General features: G+C 42.9%; 7 protein-coding genes. All 7 read left to right on the top strand.

Features of this window, described 5'->3' with window-relative positions:
* Positions 1-4: 4 nt before the first annotated feature.
* The 7 genes from JMN32_RS18040 to JMN32_RS18010 all read left to right on the top strand — a co-directional run bounded on the left by JMN32_RS18040 (position 5) and on the right by JMN32_RS18010 (position 20,282).
* Positions 5-6,145: a non-ribosomal peptide synthetase/type I polyketide synthase gene (locus JMN32_RS18040; RefSeq protein WP_202857765.1), complete on the top strand. Its 6,141-nt coding sequence runs from the start codon at positions 5-7 to the stop codon at positions 6,143-6,145.
* A gap of 46 nt (positions 6,146-6,191) precedes the next feature.
* Positions 6,192-10,790 carry a non-ribosomal peptide synthetase gene (locus JMN32_RS18035; RefSeq protein WP_202857764.1) on the top strand — a complete coding sequence of 1,533 codons (4,599 nt, stop codon included), beginning with the start codon at positions 6,192-6,194 and terminating at the stop codon, positions 10,788-10,790.
* A gap of 47 nt (positions 10,791-10,837) precedes the next feature.
* Positions 10,838-11,950, top strand: a complete 1,113-nt coding sequence (locus JMN32_RS18030) for a cupin-like domain-containing protein (RefSeq protein ID WP_202857763.1) — start codon at positions 10,838-10,840, stop codon at positions 11,948-11,950.
* A 73-nt stretch (positions 11,951-12,023) separates the two neighbouring features.
* Complete coding sequence (gene asnB, locus JMN32_RS18025) at positions 12,024-13,883, top strand: asparagine synthase (glutamine-hydrolyzing) (protein WP_202857762.1); 1,860 nt, start codon at positions 12,024-12,026, stop codon at positions 13,881-13,883.
* Positions 13,884-13,973: 90 nt separating this feature from the next.
* Positions 13,974-17,114 carry a non-ribosomal peptide synthetase gene (locus tag JMN32_RS18020; RefSeq protein WP_202857761.1) on the top strand — a complete coding sequence of 1,047 codons (3,141 nt, stop codon included), beginning with the start codon at positions 13,974-13,976 and terminating at the stop codon, positions 17,112-17,114.
* A 64-nt stretch (positions 17,115-17,178) separates the two neighbouring features.
* Positions 17,179-18,642, top strand: coding sequence for a serine hydrolase domain-containing protein (locus JMN32_RS18015; protein ID WP_202857760.1), 1,464 nt, complete (start codon positions 17,179-17,181; stop codon positions 18,640-18,642).
* Between the two features lie 80 nt (positions 18,643-18,722).
* Positions 18,723-20,282: an NAD(P)-binding domain-containing protein gene (locus JMN32_RS18010; RefSeq protein WP_202857759.1), complete on the top strand. Its 1,560-nt coding sequence runs from the start codon at positions 18,723-18,725 to the stop codon at positions 20,280-20,282.
* Positions 20,283-20,292 lie beyond the last annotated feature (10 nt).

Genomic DNA, 20,292 nt, shown 5'->3' with positions numbered 1-20,292 from the left:
CATTATGGGAAAGTATACAGGATTGGAGATCGCAATCATAGGTATGTCAGGAAGGTTTCCGGGCGCTAACAATATTGACGACTTTTGGGCTAACCTGAGAGATGGAGTGGAGTCTGTAACCTTTTTTACAGATGATGAACTCCGGGAGGCAGGAGAAGATATCGATAATATAAATGACCCCGCATATGTCAAGGCTAGTGCTTACCTGAAAGACAAAGAGTATTTCGATGCGCAGTTCTTTAACTACAGGCCCGATGAGGCCAGGATCATGGACCCTCAGACCCGGCTATTTCACGAGTGTGTTTGGGAGGCATTAGAAGATGCTGCCTGTAACCCTGAAGACACCAAAAACAAGATAGGCCTGTTTGCCGGATCTTCAGCCAATATTAATTGGCAGGTATACTCTCAGTTAATAAACCAAAAGGGGCTTGTTGATCCTTTTACAGCCACACAGCTGAGCAGTCCGCGATTCATGTCATCACGGATCTCATATTGTCTGAATCTTCGAGGCCCGGCCGTTTATATGGACACGGCCTGCTCCACATCATTGGTAGCCATTCATGAAGCATGTAAAAGTTTGCTGACGATGGATTGTAATGTGGCCGTAGCCGGAGGTATTACTATTACCAACAAATTCAAGAAAGGCTATAAGTATCAGGAGGGGATGATCTACTCCAAAGACGGACATTGCCGCACCTTTGATGTGGATGCCTCAGGTACCATTGGAGGTGAAGGTGCAGCGGTTGTGGTGTTGAAGACCTTGAAAAATGCACTTAGAGATAAGGACAATATCTATGCTATTATCAAAGGCAGTGGAATAAACAATGATGGCAGACAAAAGGTTGGATATACAGCCCCTTCTGTCGACGGCCAGACCGAGGCCATCATGAGAGCGCAAAAATGGGCTAAAGTTGAGCCTGAAAGCATTAGCCTGATAGAAGCGCATGGTACGGCAACCGAACTGGGAGATCCCATCGAAATTGAAGCCTTAAACAGAACCTTCGGGAAAAGTAAAGATCAATACTGCGCCATTGGCTCGGTTAAGTCCAACTTTGGGCATTTGGATGCAGCTGCAGGAGCCTCAGGTCTGATCAAAGCTGCACTTGCGCTGAAAAACAGACAAATTCCTCCTACACTAAACTATAGCAAGCCCAACCCTAAAATTGACTTTACCGGTAGCCCTTTTTATATCAATACTGGTTTAAAAGAATGGAAAAGTGAAAAGTACCCCTTAAGGGCAGGAGTGAGTTCATTTGGTATTGGAGGCACCAATGCTCATGTGATATTGGAAGAGGCCCCCGAAAGAGAGGAGTCATCCCATAGCAGGAGCCATCAATTGCTACTGATTTCCGGTAAGACCCCGGAAGCCTTAAATCGTAATATTGAAAACCTGGCAAATTATATTCGGGAAGATAGAGGCATCAAACTCGCAGATATTGCCTATACCTTGCAGACAGGACGTACCCACCTTGAACACCGGCAGGCATTTGTTTGTCAGAATTCAGAGGATGCCGTACATCAGCTTACTTCAAAGAAAGATACAGCTTCATTTATAAATAAGCCTCAAAGTACCCAGGTATTTATGTTTTCAGGGCAAGGGTCACAATATGCCAACATGTGCAAGGGCTTGTATGAAGCTGAAGAAGACTTTAAGATCGAAGCCGATACCTGTTTTGACCTGATCCGTAAAAAATTCGGGAAAGACCTGAAAGCTATTCTTTTTGAAACCAATGTAGCACAGGAAATCAATAATACGGAATACGCCCAACCGATACTATTTATTACGGAATATGCATTAGCGAAATTATTGATCAAGTGGGGAATTAAACCCGATGTAATGATCGGTCATAGCATTGGTGAGTATGTGGCAGCCTGCCTCAGTGGGGTATTCACCCTGGAGGATACCCTTAGTCTGGTAGTAAAGCGAGGAGAGTTGATGCAAAGAATGCAGGCAGGCGTTATGTTGAGTATCTCACTTGATGAGAAAACACTGAAGCCACTCATTGATGAGCACAAAAAAATATCACTGGCAGCTGTTAACAGCTCCGAATTATGTGTAGTGTCAGGTACTGCCGATGCAATTGACAGCTTTGCCGCCAAACTAAATGCTTTAGGATATAAAAACAGGAGTATTCATACTTCTCATGCATTTCATTCCTACATGATGGACCCCATGCTCGAGGAGTATGGTGCTGAATTGGATAAAGTAGTCATCAGTGAGCCTCAAATTCCATTTATATCGAACCTCACAGGAGAGAAAGCGACGCATGGATTAATTTCGTCCGCGCAATACTGGCTGGACCACCTTAGATATACCGTGAATTTCTCAATGGGTATCGAGGGGTTATTGAAAAGTGGACATACCTGCTTTCTTGAGATAGGTCCCGGTAATGCCTTGGGTACCTTTGTACGTTCAAATCAGGAGCGCAAGAAACACCATAAAGTGGTTAACCTTGTGCGCCCGCCCAAAGAGACATGTCATGATATGGAATACCTACTGGCAGGCTTGGGTGAGTTGTGGAAAATCGGCATAGCTCCCGACTGGAGCAGCTTCTATGAAAAAGAATTAAGGCTAAAAGTATCATTGCCTCCTTATGGCTTTGACAAAGTCAAGTACCCGGTGGCGGTTGATGCCTACGAAATGATCACCGCTAAACTGAGTCAGGGAGATAAAGACTTTAACAGTTTTGACCTTGAGCCGGTAGAGGAAGTTAAAAGTGAAATTGAAAACCATACACTTACGCCAACAGAAAAAGAAGTGCTGACTTTATGGTGCAACTTTTTTGGAAAATCAGATATAGAAGTAGAAGACGATTTCTTTGAAGTAGGAGGGGATTCGCTCAAGGCGCTGACCATGATAGGGCGCATTCATCAGGTGCTGAATGTAGAGATAAGGTTAAACGACTTCTTTCAGCATCCAACCGTAGCTCGGTTGAGTCAGTTAATTGATGAAACAAGACGCAACCAACCAGAAGGTGGTACGCACGATTACAGACCAATACCTCGTGCCATTGAAAAGGATGGTTATGCATTATCGTCTGCTCAAAAACGGTTGTACTTCCTTCATAAATTTGATAGCGAATCGTTGGCGTACAATTTGCCCCAGGCATTTGAAGTGCTTGGCGAAATAGATCGGGATAAACTTACCAATACCTTTAACCAATTGGCACTTCGCCATGAAAGCCTGCGAACCTTCGTAGAAGTAGCCAATGGACAACCTGCTCAGAAAATAAGCGATAGCGTTGATGTTGAAATTGAATACTTCGAAAGCAATGAAGCAGGTGTTGCGTCGATAATCGAAGCGTTTGTTCGTCCATTTGACCTGAGTCAGGAGCCATTGTTCAGAGTGGGATTGATTAAAACAGGACAGGAGAAACATATTTTGATGGTCGATATCCATCACATGGTTTCCGATGGCGTGTCTTTCAGCATCCTGATTGAAGATTTCATGAAGCTTTACAATGGAGCCGATCTGCCACTACCACAGCTACAATATAAAGACTATGCTGAGTGGCAACAAAGTGACGAACAACAAGAGCAGGCCATTCTCCATAAAGAATTTTGGCTGAAGCAGTACCAGGAAGAAGTTCACCCCCTCAACTTACCAGAAGATTTTCAAAGACCGGTGATAAAAAGCTTTGAAGGAGCTGTAGAAAACTTTGAACTTGACACCCATGTTACAGGACAGTTAAAAACTATTGCCGATCAGTCAGGTACAACCATGTATATGATGTTGTTGGCAGTGTATAATGTATTGCTGGCCAAACTAAGCAGCCAGACCGATGTAGTAGTAGGTACCCCAACCGCAGGCAGACAGCACAGCGATGTGGAAAGGATTATCGGGATGTTCGTCAATACACTTCCGCTTAGAAACGCACCTCATGGAGACATGAGTTTTAAAGAGTTTCTGACCGATGTCAGTGACAGGACACTGGCCTGCTTTGATCATCAGTCTTATCCCTATGAGGAGCTTATAGACGAACTGCATCTGGCCAGAGATACAAGTCATAATCCATTGTTCGATGTGATGTTCTCCTACCGGACAGACCAGGCCTCGGAACACGAAATACCAGGTCTTACCCTGCGGCCTTATGACAAAGGACAAGTACTCTCGCAGTTTGATATAACCCTGTTTGCCATAGATAAAAGAGACTCACTGTCATTAAGTTTAGAGTACTGCACTGCATTGTTCAAGCCGGAGACCATAGAGCGGTTTATAAGCTATTTTAATCAGATCGTCTCCACAATTCTGGCCGATGTCAACATCAGGTTGTCGGATATAGACCTGATCACCGAAGAGGAGAGAGGCCTGATCTTAAGTAACTTTAACGATACGGCACTAACTTTTGATGAAAGCCGCAGCATCGTTGCTGCGTTTGAAGCACAGGTAGCTGAAAATAAGGAAGCCATTGCACTAACCTACGGAGGCAAAAGCCTTACCTACGAAGAACTGAACAGCAGAAGTAACCAGTTGGCGCACAAGATACGGCAACAGGACCTTCCTGCCGAAGCTATTGTAGGGATCATGCTACCCCGCACCGAGGCTCTGTTTATCAGCATCCTTGGAGCATTGAAAGCCGGTTGTACCTATGTGCCTATAGACCCGGACTACCCGGAAGACCGCATAGACTACATTGTTCAGGACAGTAGTCTAAGCCTGATGCTGACCGATGCAGACCTGGAAAAAAGAGCAAAGCAATTTGGAGATCAACTACAAACCATAGACGTTACCTCAGCCTCATTATCAGAAGAAAATACAGCTAACCCTGGTGTATCGGTATCACCATCACAACTGGCGTATATGATCTACACCTCCGGGTCTACCGGACGACCAAAAGGCGTGATGATCGAGCACAGCAATGTGATCAACTTTGTAGAAGGCATAGCCGGCCGCATCCCGATGGAGGAAGGCTCACGGATGCTCTGCCTGACCACGATCTCATTTGATATCTTCGTACTGGAAAGCCTGTTGCCATTACTACAGGGGTATCATGTTGTGCTGGCAGGCAACAGCGATCAGAAAGACCCCGATGCGCTTTGTAAACTTATAAATGCGGGTGGCGTCAACAAGATGCAGATCACCCCATCGCATCTGAAGATGCTACTGTCTTCCAGCCATGCGGCGGAAGCCTTGCAAAACATAGACACGCTAATGGTGGGCGGAGAAGGCTTCCCTGCGGACCTGCTTCAGACCCTGCACAGCCAATACGAGGGCAGGATTTTTAACATGTACGGCCCTACCGAGACTACAGTATGGTCATCGATTCAGGAACTTACCAACGCAGAACGAATTGATATCGGTACACCGATAGCCAATACCACAATGCTGATCGCAAGTGAAGAAGGACACCTTCAGCCCGTGGGGATAGCCGGAGAGCTTCTCATAGGCGGCCAGGGAGTTGGCAGAGGCTACTGGCAAAATGAACCCTTAACAGAAGAGCGCTTTGTAAGCGACCCTGCCGGAGTAAGAGGCAGATTTTACCGCACCGGAGATCTGGCAAGATGGTTGCCTAATGGCGCTATCGAATACCTGGGCAGAATGGACAACCAGGTGAAGATACGAGGCTATCGTATCGAGCCGGGTGAAATAGAGAGCCAGCTACAGACCCATGAAGAGGTCAAAGAAGCAGTTGTTTACGCTCACGGAGACTCTGGCGAGCAGATACTGGTAGCCTACTACGTTTCGGCTTCGATGATAGAACCTGTAGACCTTCGCGCCCACCTTTCGCAAAGCCTGCCCGACTACATGATCCCTTCTTACTTCATGCACCTGGACAAATTTCCGCTTACCCCAAATGGGAAGATAGACAGGAAGTCCCTGCCCGCCCCTGAGCTGGTGAGCAGTGCAGCGTATGTAGGGCCATCAAACGAAATAGAAGAACAACTGGTAGACATCTGGGCAGATGTATTGAAATCCAACCCTGAAACCATCAGTGTAACCCGCAGCTTCTTTGAGTTGGGAGGTAATTCATTAAAAGCAACAGAGTTGGTAGCTGAGATTCAAAAGGGATTTGATCTGGAGATACCATTGAAAGAGCTTTTTACAAAACAGGACATTGAAAGCCTGTCTGACTATATTATTACGGCAAAACAGATCAATATAAACACGGATACCTCCGAGGAAATTCTGGAGATGTCCATTTAAATAACAAGATAATAGCTGATGACTGTACTCATAAAACTGATTTAAGATGAAAATTGACGAATACATAACCAACCTGCGAAAAAACCATAAGATCAGCCTGGTAGTTGAGGGCGACGAGTTGAAAATTCAAGGACAGAAAAAGAACCTGACCCCCGCAATTATCGCAGAGTTGAAGGAACGCAAGCCTGAGATCCTTGCTTTTTTCAAGAGTATCAACCAGAAACAAGGCTTTAGTACCATCGAAAAGGCCGCGGAAAAGAGCAGATACCCACTTTCTCCGGCCCAGAAGCGGTTATATTTTCTTTATGAGTTAGACAGTAACTCCACAGCCTACAATATGCCGCAGGTTGTCAGGCTGGAAGGAGCCTTAGATAAAGTGCGTCTGGAGCGAGCCTTTAACCAGCTCGCAGATCGTCATGAAACCCTTCGCACAACATTTGAAGTCGTCAACAAACAGCCTTTCCAGAAAATTGCTCAACACATTGACCTTTCAATGGAGCATTTCAAGTCTACAGAAGAGGAGGCTAAGTCGGTAATATCAAAGTTTATCCGTCCGTTTGATCTGAGCAAAGGACCTTTGATCAGGACCGGACTGATCGAAACAACTCCTGAAGAACATATCCTTATGGTGGATATTCACCACATCATCACGGATGGAGTGTCGCAGGAAATATTACTCAATGACTTTATGGCTCTGTATAATGAAGAGCAGATCTCCGAGCTTCATTTGCAGTATAAAGATTATGCAGAGTGGCTTTTGGGTGAGGAGCAGCGAGTAGATACTGCCAACCAGAAAGATTTTTGGTTAAAGGAATTTGCCGAAGAAACATCTGCTTTGGACTTGCCTTATGATTTCTCAAGACCAAAGGTCAAAAGCTTTAAAGGAAGCACAGTTCAGTTTGAGCTTACTCCGGAAGAAACCCAAAAGTTAAAGGCTATCGGGGACAAAGAAGGAGCCACCATGTTCATGGTCATCTTATCCATCTTCAATGTATTCCTCAGCAAAGTAAGCAACCAGGAAGATATCGTGATCGGTACACCCACGGCGGGCAGAAAGCATGCTGAGCTTAGAAATATGATTGGAATATTTCTGAATACTCTAACCTTAAGAAGCTTCCCTAAAGGAACATTGGCCTTCCGCGAATTTCTGAAAGAAGTTAAAGAAAAGACCCTCGAATGCTTTGAAAATCAGGATTACCAGTATGAGGAACTGGTTGATGTATTAAAGGTAAAAAGAGATTCAGGGCGTAACCCGCTTTATGATATCCGGTTTGTTTTTCAAAACTATGAGAAGAACGAATTTAAAATCCCTGGCTTAACGCTAAAGCCCTTTGAATTAGAGCGTGAAGTATCGCAGTTTGACCTTACGCTGTATGTTGATGCAGGGGAGCAGGTCAGAATGAGTTTTAACTACTCAACCGATTTGTTCAAAAAGGAGACCGTAGAGCGGTTTGTCAACTACTTCCACCAGGTGGTTTCTGCCATCATTGGCAACGAGGACATTAAACTTAAAGATATAGATGTGCTTTCGGTTGCTGAAAGAGAACAGATTCTGGCAGCATTCAATGATACAGATGTTGAGTATGACCGAAGCAAAACCGTACTAGACCTGTTTGACGAGCAAGTGGCATCACATCCTGATAAAGTGGTCGTTACCTTTGATGGAGAGCAACTCACCTATAAGGAACTCGATGAGCGAAGCAATTATCTGGCATCACAGATAGGAGAAGGACAGGAGCTGGTGGCTTTGTATTCAGATCCTTCATTGGAAATGATCATCGGGATTTTCGGAATACTGAAGTCCGGTGCAGGGTTCTTACCCTTGGATGCCAATCAGAACCCCAACAGACAGAGCATCATTTTGAAGGAAAGTGGCAGTAGCAAGTTAGTTACTCGTCAGCACCTGGAAAGTAAACTCGATTTTTCAGGAGAGAAAGTGATCGTGGATAGCAAAGCAGACATGTCAGGGGAGGTAGTGAAACCTGCTCCTCGTAAGCAGGGCCTCGCTTATGTGGTTTATACGTCAGGAAGTACAGGCAAGCCTAAGGGAGTAAAAATAAACGACCAAAACCTGGTAAACTATGTTAACTGGTTTAAACAGGCAACACAGCTGACCCCTGATGATAAATCGTTACTTACATCGTCTTATGCCTTTGATTTGGGGTATACTTCAATCTTCCCCGTATTGTTATACGGAGGTGAATTGCACCTGATACCAGAAACAACGTACCAGTCTCCTGATCAACTGCTGGATTATATTCACAACAACCACATCACTTACCTGAAGGTTACACCATCATTGTTCTCAACCTTTAGCGGAGTAGTGGATAATAAGCCGGGTGCCCTGAATAGCTTGAAACATATCCTGCTGGGTGGCGAGGCTATCCGCACGGAGGATGTTCAAAAGGTCAGCGATGCTTATGGCCAAATACAGTTCATTAATCATTATGGGCCCACTGAGACTACCATTGGAGCAGTTGCAGAGAAGATTGTTAACTGGCAGGAGTTTGTGGAGCAACCCGTAATAGGAAGGCCCATTAACAATACAAAACTTTACATTCTTGACCAGCATGGCAGTGTACTGCCTGTAGGCGTGGCTGGTGAACTTTACATAGCAGGAGATGGCGTGAGCCACGGCTACCTGAATGCAGAAGAACTTACCCAAGAAAGATTTGTCAATAGCCCTCTGACTACTACTACACTTTACCGTACAGGGGATAAGGCCAGATGGCTGGCCAATGGCAAAGTTCAGTTTTTGGGAAGAATAGATGATCAGGTTAAAATCAGAGGATACAGAGTAGAGCTGGGTGAGATTGAAAAACAGCTGATATCACACGATAGTCTATCAGATGTGGTGGTTATGGCAAGAACCAATAATAATGAAAAGCAATTGGTGGCCTATTATGTATCCGCTGAGGCTATAGATTCGGCCGAGCTAAAAGACTACTTATCAGCAGTATTCCCTGATTATATGGTTCCTGTACATTATGTATGGCTAAGCGAATTACCACTGACACCTAATGGCAAGCTCAACCGTAAGGCGCTTCCAGACCCTGAAATGAATACAGGTGGATTTGTGGGGCCGGAAAATGATCAACAAAGAATACTGGTTGAGATATGGGCCAGCCTGTTGGGTATTGATGAAAGCCAGATAGGTATCCATAGCGATTTCTTTGATCTGGGAGGTAACTCTATCAATGCCATTAAACTCAACTACATTATACAGCAGAAGTTTGCTGTTGAGTTGCATATGCGGCAGATCTTCGATTGCCCTACGATAGAGAAACTTTCAGAGCTAATAGAAAAAACGCAGGTCAGCCAGGCGGAAGATATCAAAAGAATCGCTGATCAGGAATATTATCCGACATCATCTGCTCAGGAGAGACTTTATATAGAGCATTCTCGCGACAAACAAGACCTGACTTATAATGTTGCTAATGTTTATCGAATAATTGGAGATATCGATGTAGACAAGCTGAAGTCTATTTTTCAAAAGCTGACCGACAGGCACGAGAGTTTAAGAACCGGCTTCTTCCAGACCGATGAGGGTAGTATAGTTCAAAGGATAAAAGATAGCGTCACCTTTGAACTGGCTATGCCTGATCCTGAAAAGTATAATACCATTGAAGAAGTGATGGATGATTTTGTCAGGCCATTTGACCTTTCTGCCTGTCCATTAATGCGGTGCGGCTTGTTTATGCACCCGGATCTGGGCAACTTTTTGCTTCTGGATATCCATCATATTATTTGCGATGGTATTTCGAAAAACATACTCATGACCGATTTCAAACGGCTTTATAAAGGAGAACAGCTACCTTCATTGAAAATAAGATATGTTGATTATGCCTATTGGCAAAAACATGCAACCAATAGCATTGACAGACAAAAGGAATTCTGGCTGAAGAAACTATCAGATAAAGCTCCTGCATTGGAAATGCCTATGCTCAAAGAGCGCGATGCATCTAGCGGTAACGAAGCCACGTTTGAAGAAATGTCTTTGTCCGGAGACCTCTATGCTAAAATCAAAAAGTTTACAGCATCGGCCAATACATCTGATTTTATGTTCCTGATCTCCGCATACTACATCCTTTTATCAAAGATATCCGGCAGTACGGATATCGTGATCGGTACAGATGTAGTAGGCAGGACACACCCTAGGTTAAAAGACATCGTGGGTACATTCGTTAATCTGCTACCACTCAGAGTTGAAGTGGATAATGATCTGACATTCAGTCAATTTTTAGAAAAAGTGAAAGACTGTGTATTGGAAGCTTTTGATAATCAGGATTTCCAATACGATCAAATGATAGCCGCTCTCAATGAAAAGGGTATTAAGCAAACTAACCTCTTCGATGTTCACTTTGCATTGGTCAATTATCATGATGAAAGCGTAGCATTAGATGAACTGAAATTTGAACCCGTTGAGGTCAAATGGGCAGAGAGTTCTCATTTCGAGTTTAAAATCCATGCTATCGACGAAAAAGACAGGTTCCTTGTGCATTTCATCTACAATACGGAATACTATGACAAGGATACCATTCAGCTTCTCATGAAGTATTTTAACCATATACTACAGGTTGTCCTGGATGATACTGACATCATGCTCGGGGATGTAGAGATGCATGATGCACTTGACTATGCCTGAGCTGAAGACGAAAATTTAAAATAACAAAAGACCTCTAAAACAGAATTATGCAAGACTTACTTAAGAAATTGTTTAGCCTAATGCAGGATGCCATCTGTCAAACGGATCTATCCGGCATTTGTGAAGTCACCCTGGATGATAATGGAGACCGTGTTTCTGCATTTATTGAACTTGAGAATAATGAACTGAAGTTTTCTGAAGAAGCTCCTCAAAAAACTGATGTTGTCGTAAAAATGAAGCAGGAAACACTGGCGAGGGTACTGGACAATCTGGACCACTTTGACCTGAGAGACCCTAACTTTTTGATGCAGGTATCAGTTGAGGGCAATCTTGATCTGGCTGGCTATCTTTTCAACCTGATCAAAAGACCTTCTGAAAAAGTAGATGAATTGATCCGGGAGACCGAGGCCAAATGTCAGGACTATAAAGACAGTGTGACTGAAATTAAAAGAATTCATAAACCATCAAAAGAGGAAGTACTCAATCTGATTGATGAATCCATGCCATTTGTGATGACAGGCGTATTGGATGACTGGGAGTTTTTATCATCCAGCATGGAGGAAATCAAGAAGAAGTACGGCGATACCCGTCTGCGTCCTGTTCTTGAAAAAGGCAAGGAAGGCTTTGAAACTATGGGTGATTTCATCGAAAAGGTAGAGAATACAAGTGGTGATATCGTGTATACGGGGGGCTGCGACTTGCCACCGGCTATGTGGTCTAAATTCAGGTTACCATTTTTTAGCCCTGAAACCTTTACCACACCACAGATCTGGATGGGGGCAAAGTCTGGAGATACCCCTTGTACAGCGCTACACAGAGATTGCTGCAACGGGATGTTGGCCAATATTTTTGGAAGAAAGAAAATGATTCTGTTCTCTCCTGAGCAGACGGAATATCTCTATGCATTGAAAGCATTCAACACTTTTCAGACCTGTGAGATCAAGAACGTAATAGGCGTAAATACAGAAGAGTTTCCATCATTTGCTAAAACCAGGGCACTTGAAGTTATCGTTGGCCCAGGTGAGCTATTAGTCATTCCGGCTTTCTGGTGGCATTGTGTTTATGCAGTAGACAATGTTTTCTCCATTAGTGCAGGTATGCAGTGGGATGCCTGGGAAGAACTCAAGCCAGGGAATGAGACAGTTAGCCTTACTATTTGAGGCATTTGTAGATAACCGGTAAGACAAAACATGTCTTCTTAATTTGTAAACAATATCCAATTAATAACAATATATGTGCGGTATTTGCGGGTTTATTAAGTTTGATCAAAGAGCCTCTGGCGAAGATAAAATGATTGTGGACAAGATGAATGAAAAGCTTATCCACCGGGGACCTGATGCTCAGGACTCCCTCATCTTTGAAAACGTAGCCTTAGGTTTCAGCAGACTTAGCATTATAGGGCTGGAAAATGGCATGCAGCCGTTATACAACGAGGATGAATCTCTAGTGCTGATATGCAACGGAGAGGTCTTTAATTACATAGAGCTGAGAGAGCAACTAAAGAGTAGAGGACACTCCTTTAAAACAAGTTCCGATGTAGAGGTTATACTTCACCTTTATGAAGAAAAAGGCACTGGTTTTCTCAATGACCTGAATGGACAGTTTGCGTTTGCTTTGTATGATAAGCGAAGAAAAGTTCTGTTCTGCGCCCGTGACCAGATGGGTATTGTACCATTTTTCTATACCAAAGTTGGGGAGACATTCATTTTCGGATCGGAGATAAAAGCCATTCTGGAGCACCCCTTTGTAAAACGTGAAGTGGATCCTGTAGGGCTTGATCAGGTCATGACATTTGCCGGGCTGATAAGCCCGAGAACCATGTTTAAGAACATTCATAGCCTGGAAAATGGTTACTTCATTGAAGTGGATGATAACGGAACAGTTGCCAAACACGAATACTGGGATCTGATCTATCCTGAAGGGGAGATGAAGATGAATGGAAAGCCGGAAACATACTATGTCGATAAACTCGAAGAACTGTTTGAAAACTCCATCAAACTTCGCCTTAGAGCTGATGTACCCTCAGGTTTCTATTTAAGTGGAGGCCTCGATTCATCCATGATCGCCATGAAGGTGAATAAACTGGTGCCTGGTGTGGAGAAGGAGGCATTTTCGATCGACTTCATTGACTCACAGCACTCAGAGTCTATCTACCAGAAATTAATTGCCAAAGAGAGTAACTCCAGACTGAATCAAAAAACATTTTTCTATGAAGATATCAGCGAGCGGTTACAGCTTTCGGTTTATCACAGCGAATGCCCCATAAAGGAAACTTACAATACGGCATCACTGGCTTTATCGGAAAAAGTAAGGTCTAACGGGATCAAAGTTATCCAGTCAGGAGAAGGAGCCGATGAGTTTTTTGCAGGCTATGTAGGCTACAGGTTCGATAAGATGAGACAAATGAACTTTGTCCAAAATGAGGCAACTCCTGAGGAGGAAAAGCTTAGATATGACCTCTGGGGAGATGAGTCCTTCTTCTATGAAAGGAACTTTCTGGATTATGACGTAACTAAAAGGAGTCTCTACTCAGCCGCGTTGAATGAGTCTTTTGATGAAATTAATTGCCTCAATCATCATGTGATTAACAAGGATAGGGTACAAAACAGGGATATCCTAAACAAAAGAGCTTATATAGATTATAAAATCCGGCTGGTTGATCACTTGGTATCTGACCATGGTGACAGGATGGCGCTGGCCAATTCCGTAGAGGCAAGATATCCGTTTCTAGACAAAGAACTGATCGCTTTTTCTACCCAGGTGCCTTCCGAACTTAAACTCAATGATTTTACGGAGAAGTACATCTTAAAAACCATGGCCAGAAGATTTATGCCTAAAGAAGTTTTTGAGAGAGAGAAGTTTCACTTCATAGCTCCGGGCAGTCCCTATTTGTTACAAAAGAATATTGAGTACATCAACGATGTTTTGTCCTATGATACCATCAAAAGGCAAGGATATTTCAACGCTGACGAAATAGAGAAACTTAAAAATACCTATAAACAGGAGGGCTTTACCATTAATGCCCCATACGAAACTGATTTATTGATCACGGTGATAACCTTTGGGATTTTGCTGGAGCAATTTTTCGAATGATTAAAAGATAAAAGGTCCTTCTGAGACCTCTATCAGGCCAAATGATGAGCCACCAGAAATATTTAATGTAAAAGAATTAAGAAAGAATACATGATTTTTCAAACAGAGTTAATCGAGAAGCTAAAAGCCGGTGCTGACCATAAACTGCAAGCTATTAAAACGGCTGAGAAGGAAGTTGGTTATGCGGAGCTTTTATCCACGGCCAATAAGATCACAGCATTTTTGCTGAGCAAAGGCGCAACTGATGAAGCAATAGTAGGCGTTTATCTCAAAGACAGGTGTGATATCATTTGTGCTATGGTGGGAGTGATGAATGCAAGATGTGTGTTTGTACCTATCGATGAAAAACTTCCGGAGGCACGACTGGAAAAAATGAGCGAAAATCTCAACCTTAAATACCTGATTACATCCAAAACCTCAGCTTCGTTTAACGGTAATGATGACCTCAATCAATATTACCTGGAAGATATACTTGAAGGTACTCCTGATGAAGAAATTCTGTATCCTGAGTATAGTGCTAATGACAGCCTCTATGTTTATTTCACTTCAGGCTCAACAGGTATACCAAAAGGCGTAGTTGGCCGTAACGATAGCTTGCTACAATTTTTGGAATGGGAAATTGCTGAGTTTGAAATCAAGAAACCCGTCAGGTTCAGTCAATTTGTTAGCCCCTACTTTGATGCCTTTTTACGTGATGTATTTGTGCCATTATTGACCGGGGGGCTTATATGCATACCTCCTGATCATGATTCTTTTTTCACTCCGGAAGAAATGGTACAGTGGATTGATAAAAACGCCATTAACTACATACATTGTGTACCGAGTGTGCTTCGCGTTTTTAATACCAAAGAGCTGAAAGAAGAAAACTTCAAAGATCTCCGCTATGTGTTGCTTTCAGGAGAGAAGATCATTCCATCTGAATTGCTACACTGGTATGAAGTGTTTGGTTCCCGCATTCAACTCGTTAATCTCTATGGTACCACGGAAACCACCATGGTACGCTCCTTTTACAGAATAAAGCCAGAGGATGCTAAACAACAGAAAATTTCAATTGGATCGCCCATAGCGGACACTGAATTGCTGGTAGCGAACAAGAATCTGGAAAAATGTAACCCGCTTGTCCCAGGCGACCTTTACATCATAACCAACTATACCGCCAAAGGCTATTTGAATGACGAAGCCCTGACCAAAGAAAAGTTCATCCGTATCAGGGTGGGTACGCCAGATGAGACCACGGCGTATAAAACCGGTGACAAAGCCAGGTTGATGCCTGGCGGTAAAATTGACCTCATGGGTCGCGAAGACAGGCAGGTAAAAATACGAGGCATAAGGGTAGAACTCGATGAGATAGAAAACGCACTCTTTCAGGCGGATCAGGTGAAAAATGCTGTATTGATCAAACATACAGATGAAAGTGCACCAGTAGCAACCAGTGAAACTCTGGTGGCCTTTGTGATAGCGAGCGATGATGTTCAGGATAATGCCGATCTGGAAAATAGTATCATTGACCATGTCAGAAGACATTTACCAGAATACATGGTGCCTTCGAGAGTAATGGAAGTGAAAGAGTTTCCTCTGCTGAGTAATGGAAAGGTTGACTTTAAAGCACTGGTAGAGCTTCTGCATCAGGACAAGAGCGCCATTGACGCCCCAACAAATGATGTAGAGTCCACTATATTGGCCATTTGGAAGGAAATACTGGGCGATAAGGCTATCTCCATAACAGATACCTTCCATAGTATAGGAGGTAACTCTTTAGGTATTATGCGTTTGATCGGACGACTCTACAAAGAGTTCGGCATTAGAATATCACTAAACGAGTTGTTCAACAATGCAACCATACAAAAACAGGCAGAGCTGATTAATAAAGCTACTAAAGACAGCCTTTATGTGATCAATAAGGCTGAGCAGAAGGAGTGCTATCACACCTCTTCCGCCCAGGAAAGGATGCACTATAATTATCAAATGAACCCATCATCTACTTCATACAACTTGCCGCTAGCCTGGTGGGTTGGAGGTACAGTGGATAAAGAGAAAATAGAAAAGGCACTGAACACCTTGGTGGAAAGGCATGAAGGTCTGAGAACAGTGTTTTATATTGAAAATGATGACCTCGTTCAAAGCGTTAAGGAGGACATTAAATTTGAGGTTGACGAAATCAATGCCGGCGACCAGTCTGCAGACGAGGCCATAGCCAGTTTTATCAGGCCATTTGACTTGAGTAAGGCTCCTTTATTGAGATGCGCAATTATTGCCGTGAAAGATGGGAAGCATATTCTGGTTATGGATACGCACCACATTGTATGCGATGGCATGTCGCAGGTTATTTTGCTATCAGACTTCCTTCAGGTATATGCAGGTCAGGAGTTGGAGCCTCTGAATATTCAGTACAAAGATTATGCAGAGTGGGAGCACCTTTTTAAAAGAGATCAGGCTTACGTGTCGTGCCGTGAGTTTTGGTTAAAGCAATTTGAAGGGGATATACCTAAACTGGAATTACCGGTAACGGCAACCCCCGATGACATGTCTGAAGATGGAGGTAAGGCAATATTCGAGATTGAACGTAGTAAAATCATGCCCGTTCTTGAAGTACTAAAAGGAGAGGAGGTCACCCATTTTTCTGTACTGTTCTCTACATTGTACCTGTATTTGTCTCAGCTTACCGGACAGGATGACATCGTGCTTGGGTGTGCAAGTTCAGGCAGAATGCAGCACGAAGTGGAAAGGGTTGTAGGGATGTTTGCCAAAACACTGCCTATCCGTCAGCAGATGGATGTAAATATGAGCTTTAAAGATTTTGTAAGAGATACGCACAAACTACTGGTACAGGCCAACAGTCAGCAGGTTTATGACCTGGCCGACATTGTGAGGGATGTGAATGAGAACCGGACCAAAGCGGTAAGGAGTTTGTTTGATGTGATGTTCATCTTTCAAAATTTTGAGAGAGATGAAAGTGCCATTCCTAATGACAGCTTTAAACGATATGAAATAGAAGGAGCCACTTCAAAATACCCACTTACACTTTATGCCAGTGAAGGTCAGGATACTTTCAACTTCCGATTTGAGTATTCTACGGCATACTTTACCCAGTCTGATATCGAACTGATCATTGCTCAGTTCCAGGCATTGGTTTACAGAATTGCCGAAAATACAGATCAGAGTATTTTAGAATATCTGACCGAAGAAGATGAATCTTCTGCCATGGAAGAAGAAATATCCTTTAACCTATAGATAAGCATAGAAGCAATCAGGACTTCTTAATAAAGAATAAAAAATAAGAGAAACCCAAAACACTATGATGCAAAACCTTAAATATTTAGTGCTGGCAGTAGTGCTGGCCAATGGGTGTTTTACAGCAAAGGCTCAAAAACAAAAGACTTTTGTGGCTAATGGAAACACCATTGAAATAGAAGCTTTTAATAAGAAAATCAGTCATATGATGAGCGAGGTTGGCGTACCTGGTGCGTCGTTAGCAATCATTGACAACAACCAGGTAGTATTTTCTCATAACTATGGGTACAAGCAGTTGGAAAGTGAGAGTCAGGTTGATCAGAATACCTTGTTTGAGGCAGCTTCACTATCGAAGAGCTTTCTCGTATTCGCCGCTTTTAAAATGGTAGAGGATGGCCTGCTCGACCTGGATAAACCCATGTACAAGTATCTGGAGCATGACCAGCTGGCTCATGATGAGCGATACAAATTGATTACTCCGCGTATGCTTCTGAGTCATTCTTCAGGCATAGAAAACTGGAAATCAAATAATAATCCGGATACCCTGGAGATTTTGAGCAACCCGGGAGAAGAGTATGTTTACTCAGGTGAAGGCTATAATTACCTGGCCAAAGTAATGGCGTTGCTGCGCAACGAGTCCATTGAAGAATTATACAACAAGATAATTTATCAACCCCTTCAACTTCAAAATACCTATTCATATTTTATGAGTAGAGGTGAGGAGCCTGATAACTATGCATTAGGACATGATGCTTTTGGAGGCCATATGGAGAAGTGGAAAAGCGATAAGTTTTTGCCGTCCACTACGATTAACACTACTTCAGCAGATTATGCCCGATTGATCGTATCAACATTTAACAACCAATATATAACTCCTGCAAGCATAAAAACTATGCTTGAACCTGCGGTGCCCGTAGGGAAGGACTATCCGGGGTTATATTATGCTGCAGGTTTTGAAGTGTCCTACAGCCCGGATGATACTGTGATTTTCCAGGCTGGAAGCAACGAGGGATTTAAGGCCCAGCTATGCTATTCCGTGACTAAGAAACGTGGAGTTATACTGCTCACTAATAGTGACAGGGGAACGCTAATGACCTCAAAAATCAATGATATGACCACTGGCCTTAACCTTGAACCGTATTTTGGGCCAGATCCATTCGTGCAATACCCCAGCAATGCCATTGAGCTGCTTAAAGTTTACAACAGAAGCAACGCCGAAGACATGTTTGTAAGGCTTGAAGAGTTGAAAGCAGAGCACCAGGGCAATATAGGCATAAATACCTTAAATGAACTGGCCTGGGTTTTTATGCCGGAAAGCATGGAAATATCCAAAAAGCTGGTGGAAGAGAATGTAAAGCTATATCCTGAGTCATCGGTAGCTTATTATGTATTGGGTAAAATCAATATGGCTCAGGAAGAGTACGCTGTGGCCTATGAATGTCTGAAGAAGGCAGAGGAGTTGAAATTTGATATGGCCCCGTTGGAATTTGACATTAGTTATTGTGCTCAAAAGCTAGGTAAAAACTGACCTGTATTATTATCCATCAATAAACATCAGGCATTATCACCTGACACAAAACCAAATCATTAAATGCAAACTTAAAAGTCATGAAAAAACATTTCGATTACATTATTCTAGGCGCAGGCCCTGCTGGTTTACAGTTAGGCTATTTCTTACAAAAGCAAAATTCCGATTACCTGATATTAGAAGGAGGGGATGCCCCGGGAACGGCCTTCAAAAAATTCCCCAGACATGGAACTCTGATCTCCATTAACAAAGTACACACTGGGTATGACGACCATGAAGTTAACCTCAGGTGGGATTGGAATTCCTTGTTGAGCGAAAACGAAGACCTGACATTTAAAAATTATTCAAGCGAGTATTTCCCCAAAGCTACGGCTCTTGTGGATTACCTTGCAGACTATGCCAAAGATGCTAACCTAAATATCAGCTTTAATCAAAAGGTTGATAGTATTGCCAGAGTATCAGAAGATATGGAAGGAAACTTTCAACTAACAACATCTGAGGGCGAGAATTTCTATTGCAATAAGCTCATTGTAGCTACAGGTTTTTCAAAACCATATTTACCAAACATCCCCGGTATAGAGCTTACAGATAATTATGTAGATGTAACGCTCAACAAAAAAGAGTTTGAAAACAAGAAAGTATTGGTGCTAGGTAAAGGTAACTCAGGCTTCGAAACTGCTGATTACCTTACAGATACAGCATCACTCATACATGTTTCAAGCCCTCACTCGGTGAAATTTGCATGGCAGACACACTATGTAGGAAACCTGAGAGCCGTTAACAATAACTTTCTGGATACCTACCAGTTGAAATCTCAGAACGCCCTGCTTGATGCAGAAATTACACGAATAACCATGAAGGATGGTAAGTATGAAGTACATGTGATATATGCTCATGCGAGTGGGGAAGAAGAGGTGATTGAATATGATAAAGTGATTGTATGTACCGGATTTAAATTGGACAGATCCATCTTTGCTGAGAACTGTATGCCTGAAACGGTGATCGATGATAGATTGCCCGCTCTGAATATGGATTGGGAATCAAAGAATATACCGCATATGTACTTTGCAGGCACATTAATGCAGTCAAACTCATATAAGAAAACCACATCAGGGTTTATTCATGGGTTCAGATATAATGTGAAGACTTTGTTCCATATTCTTCAAAATAAGTATGAGCAAATGCCATTACCTTCAAAAAAACTGGAATGCAATTTCCAATCGGTGGCAGAAGAGATACTGAACAGGATCAACAGGTCTTCAGCACTTTGGCAGCAATTCGGATATCTTTTTGACCTCGTAGATATTGCTGATGAAGGAGCTACATACTTCTATGAGTTGCCCAAAGGTTATAACCCAATAGAAAACCCTCAGCATTACTTTACCATTTCTCTGGAGTTTGGAGCCAGTCAGGAAAACGTGTTTCAGGTAGACAGAAAACCAACCGCCGACAAAGCTGAAGAGTCATTCTTCCTTCATCCGGTTATCAGACATTACAATGGAGATGAAATGGTGTCATGTCTACACCTGGTTGAGGATCTGTTTGGAGAGTGGAAAAATGAAGAGAAGCATGTAAGTGTGCTTAAAAAGTATGTGGAGTCAGAAATGGCACAGATTAATGCTGATGCTGTAATGAGTTGATTTCGATAAT

Source organism: Fulvivirga marina, from assembly GCF_016775155.1.
In the GTDB taxonomy this organism is placed as follows: Bacteria; Bacteroidota; Bacteroidia; order Cytophagales; family Cyclobacteriaceae; genus Fulvivirga; species Fulvivirga marina.
The sequence above is the reverse complement of the archived record's forward strand: the minus strand, read 5'-3'. Positions and strand labels throughout refer to the sequence as shown.